The organism is Cryobacterium shii (genome assembly GCF_004402595.1).
Lineage (GTDB): Bacteria > Actinomycetota > Actinomycetes > Actinomycetales > Microbacteriaceae > Cryobacterium > Cryobacterium shii.
Genome location: NZ_SOFY01000013.1, coordinates 53,757 through 72,525, shown reverse-complemented (window position 1 = coordinate 72,525; position 18,769 = coordinate 53,757). Strand labels below are relative to the sequence as shown.

Sequence of the window (18,769 nt, the reverse complement as noted above, 5' to 3'; positions counted from 1 at the left end):
GGTCCGCTCTTTGCGTTTCTGCACGCCGAATGTCGGTGCATGCCGATCGAGGAATGGATGGTTGGTCAATGTCTGGTGCAGATATCGTCGGTCTGGTTTTTGCGGGCGGCTTCGCCGTCCTGGTGCTCTTCCTGTCCGTCCCGCTGTTCAAGCTCGGGCGCGTCTTCGATGAGACGACCCTGGCCATCCGAGACCTGAGCCACAACGTGACACCGCTGCTCGAGGAATCGACGAAGACCCTGCAGGAGACCAACGCCCAGCTCGCCCGGGTCGACACCATCACGTCGAATGTGGCGGATGTCACGGGCAATGTCTCCGCGATGGTGGCCCTGGTCGCCGCGACCGTCGGCGGTCCGCTGGTCAAGCTCGCGGGCTTCTCCGCCGGCGTGCGCGCCGCCCTCGGGGCCGCCCGACCGGCCCTCACCCGTCGGCGCCGGTAGTCCGGCGCAGGGAGTCGGCTATTCTGGAAAGAAGCCGTTCGAGTCTCGGATCCGGGTCTCCACACACGTCAGGGAGCATTGTCATGAAGAACTTCATCTGGTTCGTCGTCGGTCTGGCCACGGGGCTGCTCCTCGCCCGTGAGGGCGGTAAGACGCGTCAGGGCAAGCAATTCTTTGCCGATCTCGACACCAAGGCCCGCGAATTCGGCGAGGCCATCTCGGACGGTTACCGCAAACGCGAGGCCGAACTGCGGGACGCCATCGGCGATATCGCTGCGGAAGCCGACGACTCGATCGAAAAGCTCACCCAGCCGTAAATTTCCATCTTTTTCCCGCTACAACGAACTACGGAACTAATGCAGACTGCTGAAATTCGCGGGCGCTGGCTCGACTTCTTTGCCGATCGCGGACACACCGTTGTCCCCTCCGCTTCGCTCGTCAGCGACGACCCCACACTCCTCTTCACGGTGGCCGGCATGGTTCCGTTCGTGCCCTACCTGACCGGTCTCGTACCGGCCCCGTACCCGCGCGCGACGAGCGTGCAGAAGTGCATTCGCACCAATGACATCGAAGAGGTCGGCAAGACGCCGCGTCACGGCACCTTCTTCCAGATGAACGGCAACTTCTCATTCGGCGACTACTTCAAAGAAGAAGCCATCGGGTACGCCTGGGAGCTGCTCACCACCTCAGAGGCCGACGGCGGCTACGGCTTCGCGGAGAAAGACCTCTGGGTCACGGTCTACGAAGACGACGACGAGGCCTTCCGCTACTGGCGCGCCCTCGGCCTGCCCGAGAACCGGATCCAGCGCCTCGGCATGGACACCAACTACTGGTCGACCGGCCAGCCGGGCCCCGCCGGACCCTGCTCCGAGATCTTCTTCGACCGCGGTCCCGCCTACGGCATCGACGGCGGTCCGGCCACCGACGACGACCGTTACGTCGAAATCTGGAATCTCGTCTTCATGCAGTACCTGCGCGGCGAGGGCACCGGCAAGAACGACTTCATCATCCTCGGCGACCTGCCGAAGAAGAACATCGACACCGGAATGGGCCTCGAACGCGTCGCCTTCCTCAAGCAGGGCGTCGAGAACATGTACGAGATCGACCAGGTGCGTCCGGTCCTCGACCGTGCCGCGGAGCTGTCCGGTCGCCGTTACGGCGCCGTGCACGATGACGACGTGCGGATGCGCATCGTCGCCGACCACGTGCGGTCGTCCCTGATGCTGATGAGCGACGGCGTCATGCCGTCCAACGAGGGCCGCGGGTACATCCTGCGCCGCCTCATGCGCCGGAGCGTCCGCGCCATGCGCCTCCTCGGCGTGGAGGGCTCCACCTTCCCCGAGCTCTTCCCGGCCTCACGCGACGCCATGGCCGGGGCCTACCCCGAGGTCAAGGCCGACTACTCCCGGATCAGCCAGGCGGCGTACGCGGAGGAGGAGACCTTCCTCCGCACCCTCGCCAGCGGCAGTGCGGTCCTGGACCTCGCCGTGGCGAAGACCAAGAAGGCCGAGAAGGTCGTTCTCCCGGGCGACACCGCGTTCCTCCTGCACGACACCTACGGCTTCCCGATCGAGATCACCCTCGAGATGGCCGAGGAGGCCGGCCTCAGCGTCAACCGCGACGCCTTCGACGCCCTCATGGCCAAGCAGCGCGCAATGGCCAAAGCCGACGCTAAGGCCAAGAAGACGCACCTCGCCGACCTGTCGGTCTACAGCGCCTTCCGCGCGGCGGGGGAGACGCTCTTCACCGGCTACGACGCCCTGCAGACCGAATCCAGCGTGCTCGGCATCATCGTGAGCGGACAGTCCGTCGACCGCGCCGTTTCCGGTGAGATCGCCGAGGTCATCCTGGCCGAGACGGCGCTCTACGCGGAGTCCGGCGGCCAGGAGGCCGACGCCGGCCTGATCGTGGGAACCGGCTACGAGCTCGAGGTCCTCGACGTGCAGAAGCCCGTCAAGGGGCTCATCAGCCACAAGGTCCAGGTCCGGTCCGGCGAGGTCGGTGTCGGAGACGCGGCCACCAGCGTCGTCGACCCCGATTGGCGCCGCGGCGCGCGCCAGGCCCACTCCGGCACGCACGTGCTGCACGCAGCCTTGCGCCAGGTGCTCGGCCCGAACGCGCACCAGTCCGGCTCCTACAACAAGGCCGGTTTCTTCCGCCTCGACTTCTCCTGGAACCAGGCTCTGTCCCCGGCGACCCGCAGCGAGATCGAAGAGATCTCGAACAACGCCATCCGGGACAACCTGCCCGTTCAGACCCGCGAGCTTCCCCTGGCCGAGGCGAAGGCCCTCGGAGCCATGGCCCTGTTCAGCGAAAAGTACGGCGACCGCGTGCGGGTGGTCGACATCGGCGGCCCCTGGTCACGTGAACTGTGCGCGGGAACCCACGTCTCTTCCAGCGCGGAGATCGGAATGATCAGCCTCGTCAGCGAGGGCTCCGTCGGATCCACGAACCGCCGGGTGGAATCGCTGGTCGGCCTCGAGGCCTTCCGCGACCTGGCCGCCGAACGCGCCCTCGTCTCCCAGCTGACCGCGAACCTGAAGACCCCCCGGGATCAGCTGCCCGAACGCATCAACGAGCTCGTGCAGAACCTCAAGGCCGCCGAGAAGAAGATCGCGGCCTTCGAAGCCCGTGCACTCACGGACAAGGTGCCGGCCCTCGTCGCGTCCGCCTCCACGGCAGGTTCGGTCAAGGTCGTCGCCGAGAACGTCGGCACGCTGAATTCCGCCGACGAACTGCGGATGCTGGTGACCGCCACGCGCACCCAGCTGGGAAGCGGCCCGGCCGTCGTCGCCCTCGCCGCGGTGGTCGGCGAGAAGCCGGTCGTTATCGTGGCCACCAACGCCGCGGCGCGCGAGTCCGGCCACCGGGCCGGCGCGCTGGCCAAGCAGGTCGCCGGGATCCTCGGCGGCGGCGGCGGCGGCAAGGACGACCTCGCCCAGGGCGGCGGCACCGATGTCGCGGCCATTCCGAACGCCCTCGCAGCCGTCACCTCAGCCGTAGCGGGCTGAGCAGCATGCGTCACGGCGTGAGAGTGGGAGTCGACGTCGGGACAGCGCGGATCGGGCTCGCCCGAAGCGACCCGCACGGCATGCTGGCGACGCCGGTCGAGACCGTGAGTCGCGACCAGTCCGGCAGCCTGGACGTGGTGCGGATCGCGGCCGTGGTGGCAGAGCTCGACGCCATCGAGGTCGTGGTCGGCCTGCCCCTGGCGCTGTCCGGAAACCGGACAGCATCGACCAACGACGCGGTGGGTTTCGCAGAGTTGCTCGCCCGGACCCTGTCGATCCCGGTGCGACTGGTCGACGAGCGCCTGTCCACGGTCGCCGCCCAGTCGGTGCTGCGCGCCGCCGGGCGCAAGGCCAGGACCCAGCGCCCAGTGGTCGATCAGGTCGCCGCCACTATAATTCTTCAACATGCCCTCGACACCGAACGTGCTCTGGGAACGCCACCCGGCTCGGCGGTGGCTCCGACCGAAGGGCCGCCACAGTGACGAATCCCCCCGCTGATCCCGACAGAGTGCCGGTCGAAGTCACGCCGTCGGGCTGGGACGCCCTGCTCAGTGGCGGCGTGAACAGCAGCGGCGGCGTGAACACCAGCGCCAGCGCGCCCCGCGACCCCGCCGTTCCGGGAGCGAACGCATCCGCGTCGCCGACGGTACCGTCGCGCCGGGCCCTGGGGGAATCGCAGCAGCCGGGCACGCGTTCCAGCCGGCGCACCCAGCTCGGCACCGAACCGCCGCGGAAGAAGAGGCGGCGGGGCGCCTGGGTCGGGCTGATCATCACCCTGGTCGTGGTCGCGTTGCTGGCTGGCGGCGTCCTGCTGCTGCAGGAACCCCTCTCGAAGATCGTCGCGGCCGTGCAGGGGCCCGCAGACTACGCCGGGAAGGGCACCTCGAAGGTCGTGGTGATGATCCATGACGGCGAAACCGGGCAGGACGTGGCAGACTCCCTCGTCGACCAGGACGTGGTGAAGAGCTATGAGGCCTTCTACTCCCTGCTCCTGAAGGAGTCGCCCGCGCCGGTGTTCCAGCCCGGCGCCTACCGGCTGGCCAGCAAGATGAGCGGCCGCGCGGCCCTCGACGCGCTGCTCGACCCCGCCAGCAAGCTCGAGCAAACCGTCGTGATTCCCGAGGGCACCGCCGCGGTGGACGTGCTCCAGCTGGTCTCCGAAGGCACCAGCATCCCGCTGGCCGACCTGAAGGCCGCCGCCAAGGACGTCGTCGCCTACGGGCTTCCGGCCGAGGCGACCTCCCTCGAGGGCTTCCTGTTCCCGGCCACCTACACCTTCGCGCCCGAACTGTCGGCCGCGGACGCGATCAAGACCCTCGTCGATCGTCAGTTCCAGGCCCTCGACGACGCCGGGGTGGCTCCGGAGAACCGCTGGAAGACCATCGTGTTGGCCTCCCTGATCCAGCGCGAAGCCGGCCTGACCGAGGACTACTACAAGGTCTCCCGGGTGTTCCTGAACCGGCTCGACCCGGCGCAGTGGGAAACCGGGCTGCTCCAGTCCGACGCCACCGTCGCCTACGGCACCGGGGAGACCCACCGCGTGACCACGACGGACGCCGAGCGGGGCGACCCCGCCAACCCCTACAACACCTACCAGCACCCCGGCCTGCCGATCGGGCCGATCTCCAACCCGGGCGACGCCGCGATCGACGCCGCCGTGCACCCGGCCGACGGCCCCTGGCTCTACTTCGTGACCTGGAACCTCGACACCGGCGAAACGATCTTCTCCGCCACGGCGGCGGAGCATGACGCGGCGGTCGCCAAGTGGCTGGCCTGGATGGACGAGCACCCCGAATATGGCTAGGCACGCGGCATCCGTTGCCCCCCGGCGCCTCGCGGTGCTGGGGTCGCCGATCGCGCACTCGTTGTCACCAGCGCTGCACCGGGCCGCCTACCGGGCGCTCATGCTGGACTGGAGATACAACACGGTCGAGGTCACCGCCGACGGGCTGGCCTCCTTCGTCGGCTCGCTGGACGCCGACTGGCTGGGCCTCTCCCTCACCATGCCCCTCAAGCACGAGATCCTCCCGCTCCTGGACGGCGTCGACCGGGTGGCAGCCCAGACCGGTTCGGTGAACACCGTGCTGTTCGGCCAGGCCGACGGCCGTCGGACCCTGCAGGGTTTCAACACGGATGTCCCCGGCCTGGTACGCGCTCTGGCCGAAGCCGGGGTGCGTCGGGCCGACCACGTGACCGTGCTCGGCGCCGGCGCCACGGGGGCGTCCGCTCTCGTCGCGGCGGCGGACCTGGGCGCCGAATCGGTCGACGTCCTGGTGCGAACCCCGGCGAAGGCGGCCGACCTGATCGAGCTGGGCCGCAGCCTCGGCGTGGTCGTGACCGTCGGGGAGCTCGCGGATCTCGCCGATCCGAGCCGGCACAGCGAACTCGTGATCAGCACCCTTCCGGGCGGGACCGCCCTCGGCGGCGAATTCCCCGCCGACCTGCGCCGCCGGGCGCCGCTCTTCGATGTGAGCTACTCGCCGTGGCCGAGCGAACTTGCCCGGTCGTGGGCCTTTGCGGGAGGCAGCGTGTCATCCGGGCAGGGGATGCTGCTGCACCAGGCCCTGATCCAGGTGCGCATATTCCGTTCGGGCGATCCGTTCGAACCGCTTCCCGGCGAGGACGCCGTGCTGCAGGCCATGCGCGGCGCCCTGACCGGACAGGCTGTGACAGGATAGTGGGCATGCTTCGTTGGCTCACTGCCGGAGAGTCCCACGGCCCCGAACTCATCGCCATTGTCGAGGGTTTGCCCGCTGGAATCCCGGTCACTCTTGATGCGATCCGCCTCGATCTCGCGCGCCGCAAACTCGGCTACGGCCGAGGCGCGCGGATGAAGTTCGAGCAGGACGAACTCAACATCTCCGGTGGTGTGCGCTACGGGCTCACCCTGGGCGGACCGGTCGCCCTGCGCATCGGCAACACCGAATGGCCCAAGTGGGTCGACGTGATGAGCCCCGACGTTCCGAAGGAGACGCCCAGCGGTCGAGGCCGCGGCGCGCCCCTGACCCGGCCCCGGCCCGGTCACGCCGACCTCGCCGGCATGCAGAAGTACGGTTTCGACGAGGCCCGCCCTGTGCTCGAGCGCGCCAGCGCCCGAGAGACCGCCGCCCGCGTCGCCCTCGGCGCGATCGCGCGTTCTTTCCTGTCGGAACTGGGCATCGGCCTGGTCAGTCACACGCTGTCCATCGGACCGGTGCGGGTGCCGGACGACGCCCCGCTCCCCGTTCCGGGAGACGTGGACGCCCTCGATGATGACCCGCTGCGCTGCTTCGACGAGGCCACCTCCGCCCGGATGGTGGCCGAAGTCGACCTGGCGCACAAGGAGGGCGACACCCTCGGCGGCGTCGTCGAGGTGCTCGCCTACAACCTTCCTCCCGGGCTCGGCTCCTTCGTGCACTGGGACCGCCGGCTCGACTCGCAACTGGCTGCCGCGCTGATGGGCATCCAGGCGATCAAGGGTGTCGAGGTCGGCGACGGCTTCCTCACCACGACCAGGCGCGGCTCGGACGCCCACGACGAGCTTGTCCAGTCCGACGGCCGCATCCAGCGGGTCAGCGACAAGGCCGGCGGCACCGAGGGCGGCATGAGCACCGGGACCGTGCTGCGCGTGCGGGCCGGCATGAAACCCATCGCGACCATCCCGCGGGCCCTCCGCACGGTGGATGTGACGACGAGTGAGGCGGCGCCCGCTCACCACCAGCGCTCCGACGTCTGTGCTGTCCCGGCGGCCGGCGTGGTGGCGGAGGCGATGGTGGCTCTCGTGCTCGCGAACTCGGTCCTGGAGAAATTCGGCGGGGACTCGATCGAGGAAACCCGTCGCAACCTGGAGTCGTACCTGGCCCACATCCCGGCGAACCTCAAGACGAGCGCGTCCAGCGACGCCTCCCTGTAGTAATGCGGGATGCAGCGAAGCCGACGCAGCAGCACCAGAAGCAGCAGCACCAGGAGCAGCAGCACCAGGAGCAGCAGCATCCAGCCAAACCGCTGTTCCCGCTCGTGTTCATCGGTCCGATGGCCGCCGGGAAGACCCGGATCGGCCGTCTCGTGGCCCGCACCCTCGACGTGCCGTTCGTCGACACCGACGCGCGTATCGTCGCGGACCACGGTGCGATCAAGGAGATCTTCGAGCAGCACGGTGAGGAGCACTTTCGTGCCCTCGAACGCGAGGTGGTGGCGCAGGCGCTGACCGAGAAAGCCGTCGTGTCCCTCGGCGGGGGAGCCGTGCTCGACCCCGACACGCAGGCGGACCTGGCCCGCTGCAGCGTCGTCTACCTGAGCGTGTCGGCCCAGGCCGTGCGCAGACGGCTCGGCGGCGGCAAACGCCCCCTGCTGCGGGGCGGCATCGCCGATTGGAAACGCATCTACAACCAGCGGCGCCCCACCTACGAGGCGCTGGCCAGCATCCGCTTCGACACATCGCACCGTCCGTTGGACGCCATTGCCGATGCCGTCGTGACCTGGACCACAACGAGAACGTGACCGGAGCCATCGTGTCTGAAAATACAGAATCAAAAAACACCTCCCCTGAAAGCGTCGAGCCCGCCACCACTGTGATCACGGTGAACGGAGTCGACAGCTACCCCGTGTTCGTGGGCCGGAACCTCCTGGACGAGGTCGTGGAACAGCTCGGCCCGAAGGTGGCCAAGGTGCTGATCGTGCACACCTCCCACCTCGGTGCCCGCGCGGCCGCCCTGCGCGAGAGCCTGCTCGGCCGGTACGAGGTGCTGATCGCGGAGGTGCCCGACGCGGAGGGCGCCAAGCGGGTCGAGGTGGCGGCATTCTGCTGGCAGGTGATGGGCCAGGCCGACTTCAGCCGGACCGACGCCGTGATCGGCTTCGGCGGCGGCGCCGTCACCGACCTGGCCGGTTTCGTGGCCGCCACCTGGCTGCGCGGGGTTCGCCTGGTGCAGATCCCGACAAGCGTACTCGCCATGGTCGACGCGGCCGTCGGCGGCAAGAACGGCATCAACACCGCCGAGGGCAAGAACCTCGTCGGCACGTTCTACGCCCCGGCCGCCGTGATCTGCGACCTGGACACCCTGGCCGACCTCCCGCGCAACGAGATCCTGGCCGGCTTCGCCGAGATCGTGAAGGCCGGCTTCATCCAGCTGCCCGAGATCCTCGACATCGTCGAAGCGGATGTCGCGGCCGTCACCGACCCGGCCACGCCGCAGTTCCGGCGTGTGCTCGAGCTTGCGATCGGGATGAAGGCCGAGGTCGTCGGGCAGGACTTCAAGGAGTCCGGACTGCGGGAGATCCTGAACTACGGGCACACCCTCGGTCACGCGATCGAGCACGCGGAACGCTACGGATGGCGTCACGGTGCCGCCGTCGCGGTGGGCATGATGTTCGCCGCCGAGGTCGCCCGGCTGAGCGGGCGCCTGTCGGACGCGGCCGTGGACCGGCACCGCAGCATCCTGGAATCGCTCACCCTGCCGACCACCTACCCGGTCGGGCGGTGGAGCACCCTGCTCGCGACCATGCAGCGCGACAAGAAGACGCGCAGCGGCATGCTGCGTTTCATCGTCCTGGACGACATCGGCAAGCCCACCGTGCTCGAAGGCCCCGACGCCTCGCTGTTGTTCGCCGCCTACCAGGAGATCGGCTCCTGACCGGGTGCTGCGCCTATACTGACGTCTGATCCGGGTACATCCCGATCGCCCCTGACCACAGTTGTTCAAAGGTTGCATGACGAGTCCGTGGACCGTTGGTTCTGCGTCGGATCTGAGCGAGGGCAGCTTCGTCAAGCTGGCGCGGGCGCACGAGGCCGCGGTCCTGGACAAGGTGGCGCGGCCGGGTGTGCGCAAGCTGGTGCAGGAATCCTGGGACCGGTCCCTGTCACTGCGACTCGACCCGTCGAGGCTCGCCCCGGAGCGGGAGCTCACGTTCGACGAACTGCGGGACAAACGAGACCAGCACCCCCTGGCGTCCGTCCTGGCCGTGGTTCACAACCTGCTGATCCGTCACTCCTTCGATTCCGGGCTGATCGTGGCGATCGGGGACGAATTCGGCCGGCTGCTCTGGATCGACGGCGACCGGGAGGTGCGCCGGCGTGCCGAGGGGATGCTGTTCGTCGAGGGCTCCGACCGGTCGGAGCGACGGGTCGGCACGAGCGTTCCGGGAACGGCCCTGGCCCTCGACCACGGCATCCAGATCCAGCGCGCCGAGCACTTCAACCACCTCGCGCATCCGTGGAGCTGCACCGCCGTGCCCATCCACGACCCGGACTCCGGTGACATCCTCGGCGTCATCGACATCACCGGCGGAGCCGAGGCGGTGGCCCCCCAGACCCTCCCGCTGGTGGAGGCGGCCGTCGCCGCGATGGAGGCGGAACTGCGCATCCAGCGCCTGAGCGCCTCCGCGGCGGCGCCCACGGTGGCGCGGTTCTTCGGCCGGGCGCTGCCGGCACCCCCGGTGCGCACCTCTCCGGCCCGGTTGGAGGTGCTCGGCCGGGACCACGGTCAACTGGAGAACGACGGCGGCGCCGGGGAGGTCAGCCCGCGCCACGCCGAAATTCTGACCCTGCTGGCGTGGAACCGGGACGGGCTCTCGGCCGACCGGTTGTCGCTGCTGCTCACCGACCAGGCGAACGGGGTCGACAACCTCAGGGCCGAAATGGTGCGGCTGCGGAAGGTGCTGGAACAGACCAGCCCCCGGATCGGCATCGCCTCCCGCCCCTACCGCCTCGAGACCCCTCTCGAGCTCGACGCCCAGCGGGTGCTCGCCTTCCTCGAGCGGGGCGCGCACCGGGTCGCCCTGGGCGCCTACCGCGGACCGGTGCTGCCCGGTTCCAGCGCGCCCGGCATCATCGAGATCCGCACCGAGGTCTCGGCCAGACTGCGCGAAGCCATGCTCAGCGACGCCTCCGCCGAGTTGCTGCTCGAGTACGCGCGCACCGACGAGGCCACCTATGACAGCGAGGTCTGGCGGGCCTGCCTCGAACTGTTGCCGGCCCGGTCGCCGAAACGGGCATCCGTCGTGGCCCGGCTCAAGCGGATCGACGCCGAAATGCAGCAGAGGGGCACCGAGGCCGAGCCTCGCAAGATCCCGCAACGCTGAAGCAACGTTCTCCTTCCTAGGCTCAAGGCCAGGTCCGCAGCAGGCGGACCCCACCGACAACGTCGTCGACGAGGAGAGATCATGACCGTCTATTCCAACCCCGGAACCCCGGGCGCCCTAGTCACCTTCAAACCCCGCTATGAGAACTGGATCGGCGGCGAGTGGGTGAAGCCCGTCCAGGGCCAGTACTTCGAGGACATCTCGCCCGTCAACGGAAAACCATTCGCCGAGGTCGCCCGCGGAACCGCCGAAGACATCGAGCTGGCACTGGATGCCGCCCACAGGGCCGCGCCGGCCTGGGGGAAAACCTCGTCGACCGAGCGCGCGGCCATCCTGAACAAGATCGCCGACATCATCGACGCCAACCTCGAACTGCTGTCCGTCGCCGAGACCTGGGAGAACGGGAAGCCGGTCCGGGAGACCTTGAACGCCGACCTCCCGCTCTCCTCGGACCACTTCCGGTACTTCGCCTCGGCGATCCGGGCCCAGGACGGCGAGCACGCTGAGCTGAACGGCGACATGGTCTCGTACCAGTTCCACGAGCCGCTCGGCGTCGTCGGGCAGATCATCCCGTGGAACTTCCCGCTCCTGATGGCCGTCTGGAAGCTGGCCCCGGCCCTGGCAGCCGGCAACGCGATCGTGCTCAAGCCGGCCGAGCAGACCCCGGTGTCGATCCTGGTGCTGATCGAACTGGACGGCGACATCCTGCCTCCGGGAGTGCTCGACGTCGTCAACGGGTTCGGCATCGAGGCCGGCAAACCGCTCGCCTCGTCGTCGCGGATCCGGAAGATCGCGTTCACGGGGGAGACCTCGACCGGGCGCCTGATCATGCAGTACGCGAGCGCCAACATCATCCCGTCGACCATGGAACTCGGCGGAAAGAACCCCAACATCTTCTTCAGCGACGTCGCCCAGGAAAAGGACGCCTTCTACGACAAGGCCCAGGAAGGCTTCGTGCTGTTCGCGTTCAACCAGGGCGAGGTCTGCACGGCCCCCAGCCGGGCGCTGCTGCAGAAGCCGATCTACGACGACTTCCTCGGCGACGCCGTCGAACGCACCCGCAAGGCGATCCAGGGCAACCCGCTCGACACGAACACGCAGGTCGGCGCGCAGTCCAGCAACGACCAGCTCGAGAAAATCCTGTCCTACATCGACATCGGCAAGAAGGAGGGCGCGAAGCTGGCCCTCGGCGGCGAACGGGTCGACCTCGGCGGCGAGATCAGCGGAGGCTACTACGTGGAACCGACCATCTTCGAGGGACACAACAAGATGCGCCTCTTCCAGGAGGAGATCTTCGGCCCGGTGCTCGCAGTGACGAGCTTCACCGACTACGACGACGCCATCTCGATCGCCAACGACACCCTCTACGGGCTCGGCGCCGGTGTCTGGTCCCGCAACGGCAACATCGCCTACAAGGCCGGCCGGGACATCCAGGCCGGCCGGGTCTGGGTGAACAACTATCACGCCTACCCCGCCGGAGCGTCATTCGGCGGTTACAAGAGCTCGGGGATCGGCCGGGAGAACAACAAGCTCGCGCTCGGCGCGTACCAGCAGACGAAGAACCTGCTGGTGTCGTACTCCGAGGACGCGCTGGGCTTCTTCTAAACCGCACGCCGTATTCGAACAGCCCGGGCCCACCCGGAGCATGCGGGGGACCGCCGCGACGAGCAATGGCCGGTGGTCCTCCGCCCCAGGACTCGACCGATCAGAAGGGAACGGCCATGCCGCAGGAAAGCGTCATCGCATCGATCACCATCCCGGGGGAAACCAGTGCTCGGGTGGAGTTGACCCCGGTCGCGGTCGAACTAGTGCGGAGCCTCTGGGACGAACACGGGCCGCTCATGTTCCACCAGTCGGGGGGCTGCTGCGACGGTTCCTCGCCCTGAGCTACCCGGCGGGGGAGTTCATCACCTCCGACCGGGATGTGCTCCTCGGCCGGCTGGACATCGCGCCGTCCGCAACGGAACCACGCGTGATCGATTTCTGGATGTCTGCCGAGCAGTTCGAGTACTGGAGCCACACCTTCCTCAGCGTCGACGTGGTGCCCGGCCGTGGCGGCGGCTTCTCCGTCGAGGCCCCGCGGGGCGTGAGGTTTCTGCTGCGATCCCGGCTGATGGAGTCGTTCGGGTAACCGGTTGCCCGGCGGCCCTGGCGGGGATTCCTCCCCAGGCCCGACGGCCGACCTGAGCCTGTGCAGACCCGCCCCAGGCCTCCACGCTCGGGCACTCTGGTGCACATGACCAGCCCACTCCGAATCGAAGACGCCGCTCCCGTGACCACGATGACCGAGGCCAGGGAGCGAGTCGCCGACCTGATCGGCCACGCCATCCGCCGGCAGCTCTGGTTCATGATGCTCGATGCCCAGGGATGGCAGATCCCCCTCCTGATCCCCGTGGACGGGATCCCCCTCCGGCCGGATCCGGGTAGCGTCACCGGGATGGCTGCGGCGATCACCGAGGTACTGCGCTGCCACGGGCCCGGAGGCAGCGTCATCCTGACCCTGGAGCGTCCCGGCGCGGCCGCCCTCACCGCCCCCGACCAGGCCTGGGCACGAGAGCTCAGCGTTTCGTTCGGCAAGGTGGTCCGAATCACGGGCATGTTCGTCGCCCACGACGAGGGGGTCTGCGAACTCGTCACCGGCCCTTCGGCTGGAGCGGCAGCCCCGCCAGGTGAGCCCTCGGTCAGGGCGCGAAACCGGGTGTGAAGATGCTGCGGATCAGCAGCACGAGCTGAACGATCAGGCCGATTCCGGTGCCGACCATGGCCGCGATCAGGACCGCCCGGATGAGCACGGTCCAGTCGAAGGAATAGTCCTGGAAGTCGAACGGGACGACCTCCCACAGGCCGACCAGCACGGCGAGACCGATTCCCAGGGTGATCAGATCGCCCAACGCCCTGATCGGGGGGAGGTCGAGCACCAGATACACGGCGTTCACGATGATGCCGACGATCAGGGAAAGATTGAAGATGCCCAGCACCTGGCTGGTTTCCGGGGTGAGGAAAGGGACGGACTGCCACCCCGGCCAGGCGTTGACCAGATACAGAATCACGGCGTTGACCGCGATCGCAATTGCGAACCCCGCTTTGCGCGCGGCGGGACTCGTCGTGCGTCGTGGAACGGTATCGGTCACGGTGTCTCCATCCCGGGTCTCCCACGTCCGCCTCAGCGTCGCCGGCCCGGCAACCTCAGTGCGTGTCCATCTCCGTGGCCGCCTGGGCCAGTTGGGTCTGGAGTTCTTCGGCATCAACGTCGAGTTGCTTCTCGGTTCGCTTGTCGGCACGGATTCCGGCCTTCTGGAGTTCCGCGGTCACCTCCTCCTTGCCGATGATGATGAGCACCGCCTGACCGGAATCGAGGGCTTCCCCGAGTTCCTTGACGTCGTTGCGGGACAGCGCGCGAGTGAACCGATCAGGCCGCCGGCCGCACCGCCGGCCGCCGTCATCCCGATGATCGAGGGCGGAAACAGCAGGCCGACCACGGCCCCCGCGGCGACTCCCGTCCAGCCCGCGTGCCTCGTCTCCGACCTCTTGATCGTCACGCTGCCTTCAGCCTCCTTGGTGGCGATTGCGGCGTCGTAGGTGCCGATGACCTTGGCATCGTGCATGTCACGCACGACCTCAAGGTCGTCCTTGGCGATCTCCGGATCGTCACATACGCCGAGGAAGAGGAATACCGGCTCTTTTTCTTTAGACATTTTCGGGTACCTCCGTGGTTGAGTGTTTTGGGTGAGTGCTGGACGCCCTCGGTGAGTCCGAGGTCATCGCCCCGCAAAACCCGTTGGTGACGGTACCGACGCGGTCATGGCCTGTCAACCATCAGATGTCGCCGCTGTGAGCGTTCAGGGCGTCGGTCTCAGGCGCCCTTCTCGCCCGGGTGGAGCATGACGCGGCAGTCGATGCACCACCACGCGCCGAGGATGGCTTCCGTCGGCCCCAGACAATCGGGACAGTAGGGGGCGCTCAGATAATCGGGGGAGGAATCCATACCCTGAGTGTGCCGCCGACTCCCGGAACGGGCCAAGAGGATTGCGCGCGGGTGACGGTCTAGCTGGGTCCGGCGGCCGTCCTCGCAGACCTCAGTGTCCTCGCAGACCTCAGTGTTCTAATATCGACCGTATGGCACTCCTGTATCAGGCCGAGTTGAGGCCGTCCAAGATCGAACTCATCGAGGCGTGGGCTCCCACCCAGCCGTGGTTTGCGGGGAGCGCCGGTGCGACCTTCTCGAACGTCGGGTCATTCCGCTTCGACGATCCCGCCGGCGAGGTGGGAATCGAGACAATACTTGTCCGCGCAGGGGACGGCCCACTGCTACAGGTTCCCCTGACCTACCGCGGGGCGGAGCTCGAGGGCGCAGACGAGTGGCTCATCGGCACCATGGCTCACTCGGTGCTCGGCCGGCGGTGGGTGTACGACGGGGCCGGCGACCCGGCCTACCTGACCGCGGTGGCGACGGCGGCGCTCACGAGCGGCGGCCAGGCCCAGCTTCACATCGACATCGACGGCGAGCGGGTCGTGCGGGAGCCGACGGCGTTTGTCGTCGGAAGCGGGACGCCGGCCGCATCCGTGCCCGTGGTGCCCGCGGGCACACGGGTGTCCACCCGGTCTGAGCAGGGAAGGACCGTGGTGGAAGCGAGTGATCTTCGCCTCGTCGTCCTCCGCGTGCTCGGCGCCCCGGGAGCAACGATGCGCGCATTCAGCTCACAGGAGGTGCTCAGCGGCACCTGGTCGGGCCAGGCCGAGCCCCGAGCGCTCGTGCTGGTTCAGGCGGCCCCGGTGGAGACATCCGTGCCCGCGGATGACTGAACGCACCCTGATCCTGCTGCGACACGCCAAGTCGGACTGGTCCGGCCCCGGATCTGACGTCGACCGGCCGCTGGCCGGTCGCGGGCTGCATCAGGCGCCTTCAGCTGGGCGCTGGCTGGCCGATAACGTGGGCGACCTCGATCTCGCCGTCGTGTCACCGGCGACCCGGGCTCGCAGCACGTGGGAGCTGGCCTCGGCTGAGTTGGACACCACGCCGGAGACGCGGATCGACGATCGGGTGTACGCCGCTTCCGCGGGTGAGCTCCTCGCCGTCGTTCGAGACCTGCCCGACGACGTCGAAAGCGTCGTTCTGGTCGGGCACAACCCCGGCTTCGAGGGCCTCGTGTCACTTCTCACCGGAGAGTTCGTCCCGATGAAGACGTCAGCCCTCGCGGTGATCGGCTGGATGGGCCCCTGGTCGGCCGCCGGGAGCGTCTCCGCGAGCCTGCGCGCATTGGGACGGCCGCCTCGGGGCCTGTCCGGTCGCTGATGGCCCGCTCAACCCCGCGGTTCAGCTGAGATCCGCGAGGAAGTGTACTGTCGTCGGCGTACATGCCACTACGACGAAAAGGGCGGACAACGGGATGTGAACGGGTTGTGACCGCCGCCTTCGCCCTCGATGCGAAAGGAATGCCCATGACCGAAATCGTCGATATTGAAGCGGCCGGAGCGGAGCCGGAGGACACCCTCGGCCCGGTCGACTGGATCGTCGTGGAGTTCCCGGGCAGCCGGTTCAACGGCTCCATCGGACCCGAAATCGCGTCGTTGGTCGAACAGGGCGTGGTGCGGGTGCTCGACCTGTTGATCATCAGAAAAGATGCCGATGGCGCCCTCGAAGTGTTTGAAATCGAGGACCTCGAGGAGGCGGAGTTGGGCGAATTGCGTTCCTTTGAGACCGCTCTCGCGACGCTCCTCAGCGAAGACGATGTGACGGCCGTCGCCGAAGCCGTCGAACCGGGCAGCAGCGCTGCCCTCCTGGTCTGGGAGAACCTCTGGGCTGCTCCGTTCGGTTCCGCGGTCCGGCGGGCCGGCGGCCAGCTCATCGCGAGCGGGCGCATCCCGACCCAGACGCTCCTGGCGGCGCTTGAGGCAGACCGGGCAGATGAAACAGACGACCTGGAAGGGATCTGACATGCCCATTGCACGCAGAAGAGTCGGCCGTCCGGGAGTGGTCGGTCACGCACCGATCGCACGAACCGCGGCCGTTGTCGGTACCGCTGCTGTGGTCGCCCACGGTGTCGCCCACGGTGTCGACCGCCGCAGCGACCGTCGTGACGACAGGCGCGATCGGCGCTGATCCGAAGCCTGCTGATCCGGGGTTCAGTTGCTCGGAGCCGTGCCGACGACGTAGGCCTTGACGACGTCACGAGTGTGGAGCGGCCCGGTGCCGGAGAGGGGGGCCACCTGGACGGACCAGCGTGGCGAGGACCGGTCAATGCCGTCTGCGCTGCCGGCCCAGACGGTCGCCGCTGCGCATCAGACACCGTTCACCGTCGGCGAGCAGCAGGCCGAGGGGTTGCGCGGCCGGTGGTGCGGGGACCGTGGGGAGATCGCCCTTGCTCGTCATCCTGGCCAGGTCGACCTTCCACGGGTCCCGGAAGCAGAGCACGGAGCCGGGGGAGGCGTCCTTCCAGCAGGCGACGGCGTAGACGCTGGAGGGGGAGCAGCTGAGGATGTTGTCGTCGACGGCGACCAGGGAGGGCCGCGCATTCGTCGGGGTGGTTCCGCAATCGACCGTGACAGCGGAGTCGTCCGTGACGGTGAACCCGGCCGCGGGCAGACCGGCCTGGGAGACGGGGCGAACCACGACCTGGTCGGTGGGGGCGGACCCGCTGCCAGTGGTCGACGGTGCGGACGACTGCGCGGTGCAGCCGGTGACGAGCACGAGTGCGCTGCCCAGCACGATCAGGGGCAGTGAGATCAGGCGAAGTGAGCGCATTTCGGCCCTCCTGTTCCGCACGGCCAGGTCTTTCTGGTCGTTGCCGCCGACCAGTCGTCGACCAGTTGTCCCGGCCTTTCGAAGGCAGACGGTACCCGCGGCGAAATCTGGCGTCAAGTCCTCAGGGCCGCACACCGAAGCGGCGGCCCTCGGCCGGGTCTAGATTGAACGACGACACCCCAGGCTCGTTCGCATCGAGGAGGATTTCATGGCCGCACGTGTGCTCTGGTCGCGCATTCTCGTCGCCCTCGGCGGGATCGGGATGGCGCTGGGAGCCGTCGATCCGGTGGAAGGTTCCCTGCTCATCCTTCTCGGCAGTGCCCTGGTCGCGTTCGGCCTGTTTCTCGGCAAGCGAGAGCGACCCGTGCTGCTCTATTCTCTGTGGGTCCTGGTCCTGATCGCGTTCGGCGTCGGGGCGTTGTTCGCACTGAGCGCGGTCGGCGGCATCGGCGGCGGGAGCGGGCGTTCGATGTGGTGGGGAGTGCTGATCCTGCCGTATCCGATCGGCTGGCTGATGGCGCTTGTCGGTGCGATGTACCTGTTGGTCCGATATCTGAGGGACCGCAGGCGCGCGCCTCACCCGTAGCGGCGCTCAGGGGTGGCGCGTCCCCCGGCCGTCGAGGACGGCCCGGTAGCCTTGCTGATAGGTCGGGTAGGTGAAGACGAAACCCGACTCGAGCAGGAGCCGGTTGCGGAGGCGCTTGTCACCGCCGCGGTGGCTCTCGGTCGCGACGGTTTCCGGCAGCGGCAGGCCGAGCTCGGTGGCGAGGAAGTTCAGCACCTCCCGGCTTACCACCGGGGCGTTGTCCACACCGAGGTAGAGGGGTTCGGGCGACTGGTTGCGACTCATCAGGTGCACGATCGCGGCCGCTGCGTCGTCTCGGTGAATGCGGTTCGTGTGCCGCGACTTTGCGGACACGGTGGCGCCGCCTTCCCTGACCTGGGTGATGAGACGCTCCCGGCCGGGGCCGTAGACGCCGGCCAGCCGGAACACGACCGCCGAGGGAATGCGCGAGTGCAGCAAGTGTTCGGCTTCGAGCAGGATGGCGGCGGTTCCGGGCCGGGGGTTCGCCGGCGTCTGCTCGTCGACCCAGCTGCCATCGGACACGTCGTAGACGGCAGTGGAGGAAACCAGCAGGAACCGGTGCGGCGTGACCCGCGCGTCGTCCAGGCCGTCGAGGAGGTTGCGGAGGCCGTCGACGTAGGCCGCGCGGTAGGCCTCCGGGGTGGGGCTGCCCGGGGTGAGGGCGACGATGACGATCTCGGTGTCGGGCGGCACGACCGGCTTCTCCCTGCTGAGGTCGACCGACTGGCCTGAGATGGCCGCGGGGAGCAGCTCTGTTCGACGGCGCAGTCCCACGACGTGGTGGCCGAGCTCCGCGAAACGCAGGCCGACCTCCGTGCCGAGGTCGCCGCATCCTGCGATGAGTATCGTCATCGATCTCCAATGTTCCGTCTAACGGTAGCTTCTCCAGGACTGAAGGGACGGCGGATGCCATGATCGAAGCGGGGGTTGC

21 protein-coding genes and 1 pseudogene are annotated in these 18,769 nt (G+C 68.2%); 17 read left to right on the top strand and 5 right to left on the bottom strand.

Features of this window, described 5'->3' with window-relative positions; genetic code table 11:
* The first annotated feature begins 68 nt into the window (after positions 1–68).
* The 13 genes and pseudogenes from E3O49_RS03255 (at position 69) to E3O49_RS03195 (ending at position 13,214) form a co-directional block, all read left to right on the top strand.
* Positions 69–440: a DUF948 domain-containing protein gene (locus E3O49_RS03255; protein WP_134366708.1), complete on the top strand. Its 372-nt coding sequence runs from the start codon at positions 69–71 to the stop codon at positions 438–440.
* An 83-nt stretch (positions 441–523) separates the two neighbouring features.
* Positions 524–757, top strand: a complete 234-nt coding sequence (locus E3O49_RS03250) for a hypothetical protein (RefSeq protein ID WP_134366707.1) — start codon at positions 524–526, stop codon at positions 755–757.
* A 39-nt stretch (positions 758–796) separates the two neighbouring features.
* The gene (alaS, locus tag E3O49_RS03245) at positions 797–3,451 is read left to right on the top strand and encodes an alanine--tRNA ligase (RefSeq protein WP_134366706.1); all 2,655 of its coding nucleotides are present in this window, start codon (positions 797–799) and stop codon (positions 3,449–3,451) included.
* Positions 3,452–3,456: 5 nt separating this feature from the next.
* Positions 3,457–3,933, top strand: a complete 477-nt coding sequence (gene ruvX / locus E3O49_RS03240) for a Holliday junction resolvase RuvX (protein ID WP_134366705.1) — start codon at positions 3,457–3,459, stop codon at positions 3,931–3,933.
* Positions 3,934–3,959: 26 nt separating this feature from the next.
* Entirely contained in the window at positions 3,960–5,255 is a 1,296-nt protein-coding gene (gene mltG / locus E3O49_RS03235) for an endolytic transglycosylase MltG (RefSeq protein WP_244285240.1), read from the top strand.
* A complete protein-coding gene (locus E3O49_RS03230; protein ID WP_134366703.1) occupies positions 5,248–6,129 on the top strand; it encodes a shikimate dehydrogenase in 882 nt (293 codons plus the stop codon). The genes mltG and E3O49_RS03230 overlap by 8 nt, the downstream gene beginning before the upstream one ends.
* 5 nt (positions 6,130–6,134) lie before the next feature.
* The gene (gene aroC / locus E3O49_RS03225) at positions 6,135–7,343 is read left to right on the top strand and encodes a chorismate synthase (RefSeq protein WP_134366702.1); all 1,209 of its coding nucleotides are present in this window, start codon (positions 6,135–6,137) and stop codon (positions 7,341–7,343) included.
* Positions 7,344–7,345: 2 nt separating this feature from the next.
* On the top strand, positions 7,346–7,930 hold the full coding sequence (locus E3O49_RS03220; protein WP_134366701.1) for a shikimate kinase: 585 nt from the start codon (positions 7,346–7,348) through the stop codon (positions 7,928–7,930).
* Positions 7,931–7,941: 11 nt separating this feature from the next.
* Entirely contained in the window at positions 7,942–9,063 is a 1,122-nt protein-coding gene (aroB, locus tag E3O49_RS03215) for a 3-dehydroquinate synthase (protein ID WP_134366700.1), read from the top strand.
* Between the two features lie 76 nt (positions 9,064–9,139).
* On the top strand, positions 9,140–10,510 hold the full coding sequence (locus E3O49_RS03210; protein WP_134366699.1) for a sigma-54-dependent transcriptional regulator family protein: 1,371 nt from the start codon (positions 9,140–9,142) through the stop codon (positions 10,508–10,510).
* Positions 10,511–10,591: 81 nt separating this feature from the next.
* Positions 10,592–12,115, top strand: coding sequence for an aldehyde dehydrogenase family protein (locus tag E3O49_RS03205; RefSeq protein ID WP_134450991.1), 1,524 nt, complete (start codon positions 10,592–10,594; stop codon positions 12,113–12,115).
* A 116-nt stretch (positions 12,116–12,231) separates the two neighbouring features.
* Positions 12,232–12,641 (top strand): annotated as a pseudogene (locus tag E3O49_RS03200) (DUF779 domain-containing protein).
* 105 nt (positions 12,642–12,746) lie between these two features.
* Positions 12,747–13,214, top strand: a complete 468-nt coding sequence (locus E3O49_RS03195) for a hypothetical protein (protein ID WP_134366697.1) — start codon at positions 12,747–12,749, stop codon at positions 13,212–13,214.
* Here E3O49_RS03195 and E3O49_RS03190 read toward each other — a convergent pair.
* The 3 genes from E3O49_RS03190 to E3O49_RS03185 are packed head-to-tail and all read right to left on the bottom strand — an operon-like array spanning position 13,192 to position 14,205.
* Positions 13,192–13,641, bottom strand: coding sequence for a hypothetical protein (locus E3O49_RS03190; RefSeq protein WP_134450989.1), 450 nt, complete (start codon positions 13,639–13,641; stop codon positions 13,192–13,194). The genes E3O49_RS03195 and E3O49_RS03190 overlap by 23 nt on opposite strands.
* A 55-nt stretch (positions 13,642–13,696) precedes the next feature.
* The gene (locus E3O49_RS16460; protein WP_160141011.1) at positions 13,697–13,849 is read right to left on the bottom strand and encodes a hypothetical protein; all 153 of its coding nucleotides are present in this window, start codon (positions 13,847–13,849) and stop codon (positions 13,697–13,699) included.
* Positions 13,819–14,205, bottom strand: a complete 387-nt coding sequence (locus E3O49_RS03185; protein WP_134403134.1) for a hypothetical protein — start codon at positions 14,203–14,205, stop codon at positions 13,819–13,821. The genes E3O49_RS16460 and E3O49_RS03185 overlap by 31 nt, the downstream gene beginning before the upstream one ends.
* A gap of 421 nt (positions 14,206–14,626) precedes the next feature.
* On the opposite strand from E3O49_RS03185, the gene E3O49_RS03180 reads away from it, so the two are divergent.
* The 3 genes from E3O49_RS03180 to E3O49_RS03170 all read left to right on the top strand — a co-directional run bounded on the left by E3O49_RS03180 (position 14,627) and on the right by E3O49_RS03170 (position 16,444).
* Positions 14,627–15,313, top strand: a complete 687-nt coding sequence (locus tag E3O49_RS03180) for a CG0192-related protein (RefSeq protein ID WP_134366694.1) — start codon at positions 14,627–14,629, stop codon at positions 15,311–15,313.
* The gene (locus tag E3O49_RS03175) at positions 15,306–15,803 is read left to right on the top strand and encodes a SixA phosphatase family protein (RefSeq protein ID WP_134366693.1); all 498 of its coding nucleotides are present in this window, start codon (positions 15,306–15,308) and stop codon (positions 15,801–15,803) included. The genes E3O49_RS03180 and E3O49_RS03175 overlap by 8 nt, the downstream gene beginning before the upstream one ends.
* Positions 15,804–15,949: 146 nt before the next feature.
* Complete coding sequence (locus E3O49_RS03170) at positions 15,950–16,444, top strand: DUF6325 family protein (RefSeq protein WP_134366692.1); 495 nt, start codon at positions 15,950–15,952, stop codon at positions 16,442–16,444.
* Between the two features lie 301 nt (positions 16,445–16,745).
* Here the strand turns inward: E3O49_RS03170 and E3O49_RS03165 are convergent, their stop codons facing one another.
* Positions 16,746–17,252 (bottom strand): hypothetical protein, encoded by a 507-nt coding sequence (locus tag E3O49_RS03165; protein WP_134450987.1) that lies wholly within the window; start codon positions 17,250–17,252, stop codon positions 16,746–16,748.
* Between the two features lie 208 nt (positions 17,253–17,460).
* Between E3O49_RS03165 and E3O49_RS03160 the strand changes: the two genes are divergently transcribed.
* On the top strand, positions 17,461–17,838 hold the full coding sequence (locus E3O49_RS03160) for a hypothetical protein (protein WP_134366690.1): 378 nt from the start codon (positions 17,461–17,463) through the stop codon (positions 17,836–17,838).
* Positions 17,839–17,844: 6 nt separating this feature from the next.
* Here E3O49_RS03160 and E3O49_RS03155 read toward each other — a convergent pair whose 3' ends face one another.
* Positions 17,845–18,690 carry an SDR family oxidoreductase gene (locus E3O49_RS03155; RefSeq protein ID WP_134366689.1) on the bottom strand — a complete coding sequence of 282 codons (846 nt, stop codon included), beginning with the start codon at positions 18,688–18,690 and terminating at the stop codon, positions 17,845–17,847.
* Positions 18,691–18,769 lie beyond the last annotated feature (79 nt).

Excerpts from the sequence above, each read along its gene's own strand:
- E3O49_RS03255 (WP_134366708.1), top strand. The coding sequence starts at position 69 with ATGTCTGGTGCAGATATCGTCGGTCTGGTTTTTGCGGGCGGCTTCGCC.
- E3O49_RS03250 (WP_134366707.1), top strand. The coding sequence starts at position 524 with ATGAAGAACTTCATCTGGTTCGTCGTCGGTCTGGCCACGGGGCTGCTC.
- alaS (WP_134366706.1), top strand. The coding sequence starts at position 797 with ATGCAGACTGCTGAAATTCGCGGGCGCTGGCTCGACTTCTTTGCCGAT.
- ruvX (WP_134366705.1), top strand. The coding sequence starts at position 3,457 with ATGCGTCACGGCGTGAGAGTGGGAGTCGACGTCGGGACAGCGCGGATC.
- E3O49_RS03230 (WP_134366703.1), top strand. The coding sequence starts at position 5,248 with ATGGCTAGGCACGCGGCATCCGTTGCCCCCCGGCGCCTCGCGGTGCTG.
- aroC (WP_134366702.1), top strand. The coding sequence starts at position 6,135 with ATGCTTCGTTGGCTCACTGCCGGAGAGTCCCACGGCCCCGAACTCATC.
- E3O49_RS03220 (WP_134366701.1), top strand. The coding sequence starts at position 7,346 with ATGCGGGATGCAGCGAAGCCGACGCAGCAGCACCAGAAGCAGCAGCAC.
- E3O49_RS03210 (WP_134366699.1), top strand. The coding sequence starts at position 9,140 with ATGACGAGTCCGTGGACCGTTGGTTCTGCGTCGGATCTGAGCGAGGGC.
- E3O49_RS03205 (WP_134450991.1), top strand. The coding sequence starts at position 10,592 with ATGACCGTCTATTCCAACCCCGGAACCCCGGGCGCCCTAGTCACCTTC.
- E3O49_RS03195 (WP_134366697.1), top strand. The coding sequence starts at position 12,747 with ATGACCAGCCCACTCCGAATCGAAGACGCCGCTCCCGTGACCACGATG.
- E3O49_RS03185 (WP_134403134.1), bottom strand. The coding sequence starts at position 14,205 with ATGTCTAAAGAAAAAGAGCCGGTATTCCTCTTCCTCGGCGTATGTGAC.
- E3O49_RS03180 (WP_134366694.1), top strand. The coding sequence starts at position 14,627 with ATGGCACTCCTGTATCAGGCCGAGTTGAGGCCGTCCAAGATCGAACTC.
- E3O49_RS03175 (WP_134366693.1), top strand. The coding sequence starts at position 15,306 with ATGACTGAACGCACCCTGATCCTGCTGCGACACGCCAAGTCGGACTGG.
- E3O49_RS03170 (WP_134366692.1), top strand. The coding sequence starts at position 15,950 with ATGACCGAAATCGTCGATATTGAAGCGGCCGGAGCGGAGCCGGAGGAC.
- E3O49_RS03165 (WP_134450987.1), bottom strand. The coding sequence starts at position 17,252 with ATGCGCTCACTTCGCCTGATCTCACTGCCCCTGATCGTGCTGGGCAGC.
- E3O49_RS03160 (WP_134366690.1), top strand. The coding sequence starts at position 17,461 with ATGGCCGCACGTGTGCTCTGGTCGCGCATTCTCGTCGCCCTCGGCGGG.
- E3O49_RS03155 (WP_134366689.1), bottom strand. The coding sequence starts at position 18,690 with ATGACGATACTCATCGCAGGATGCGGCGACCTCGGCACGGAGGTCGGC.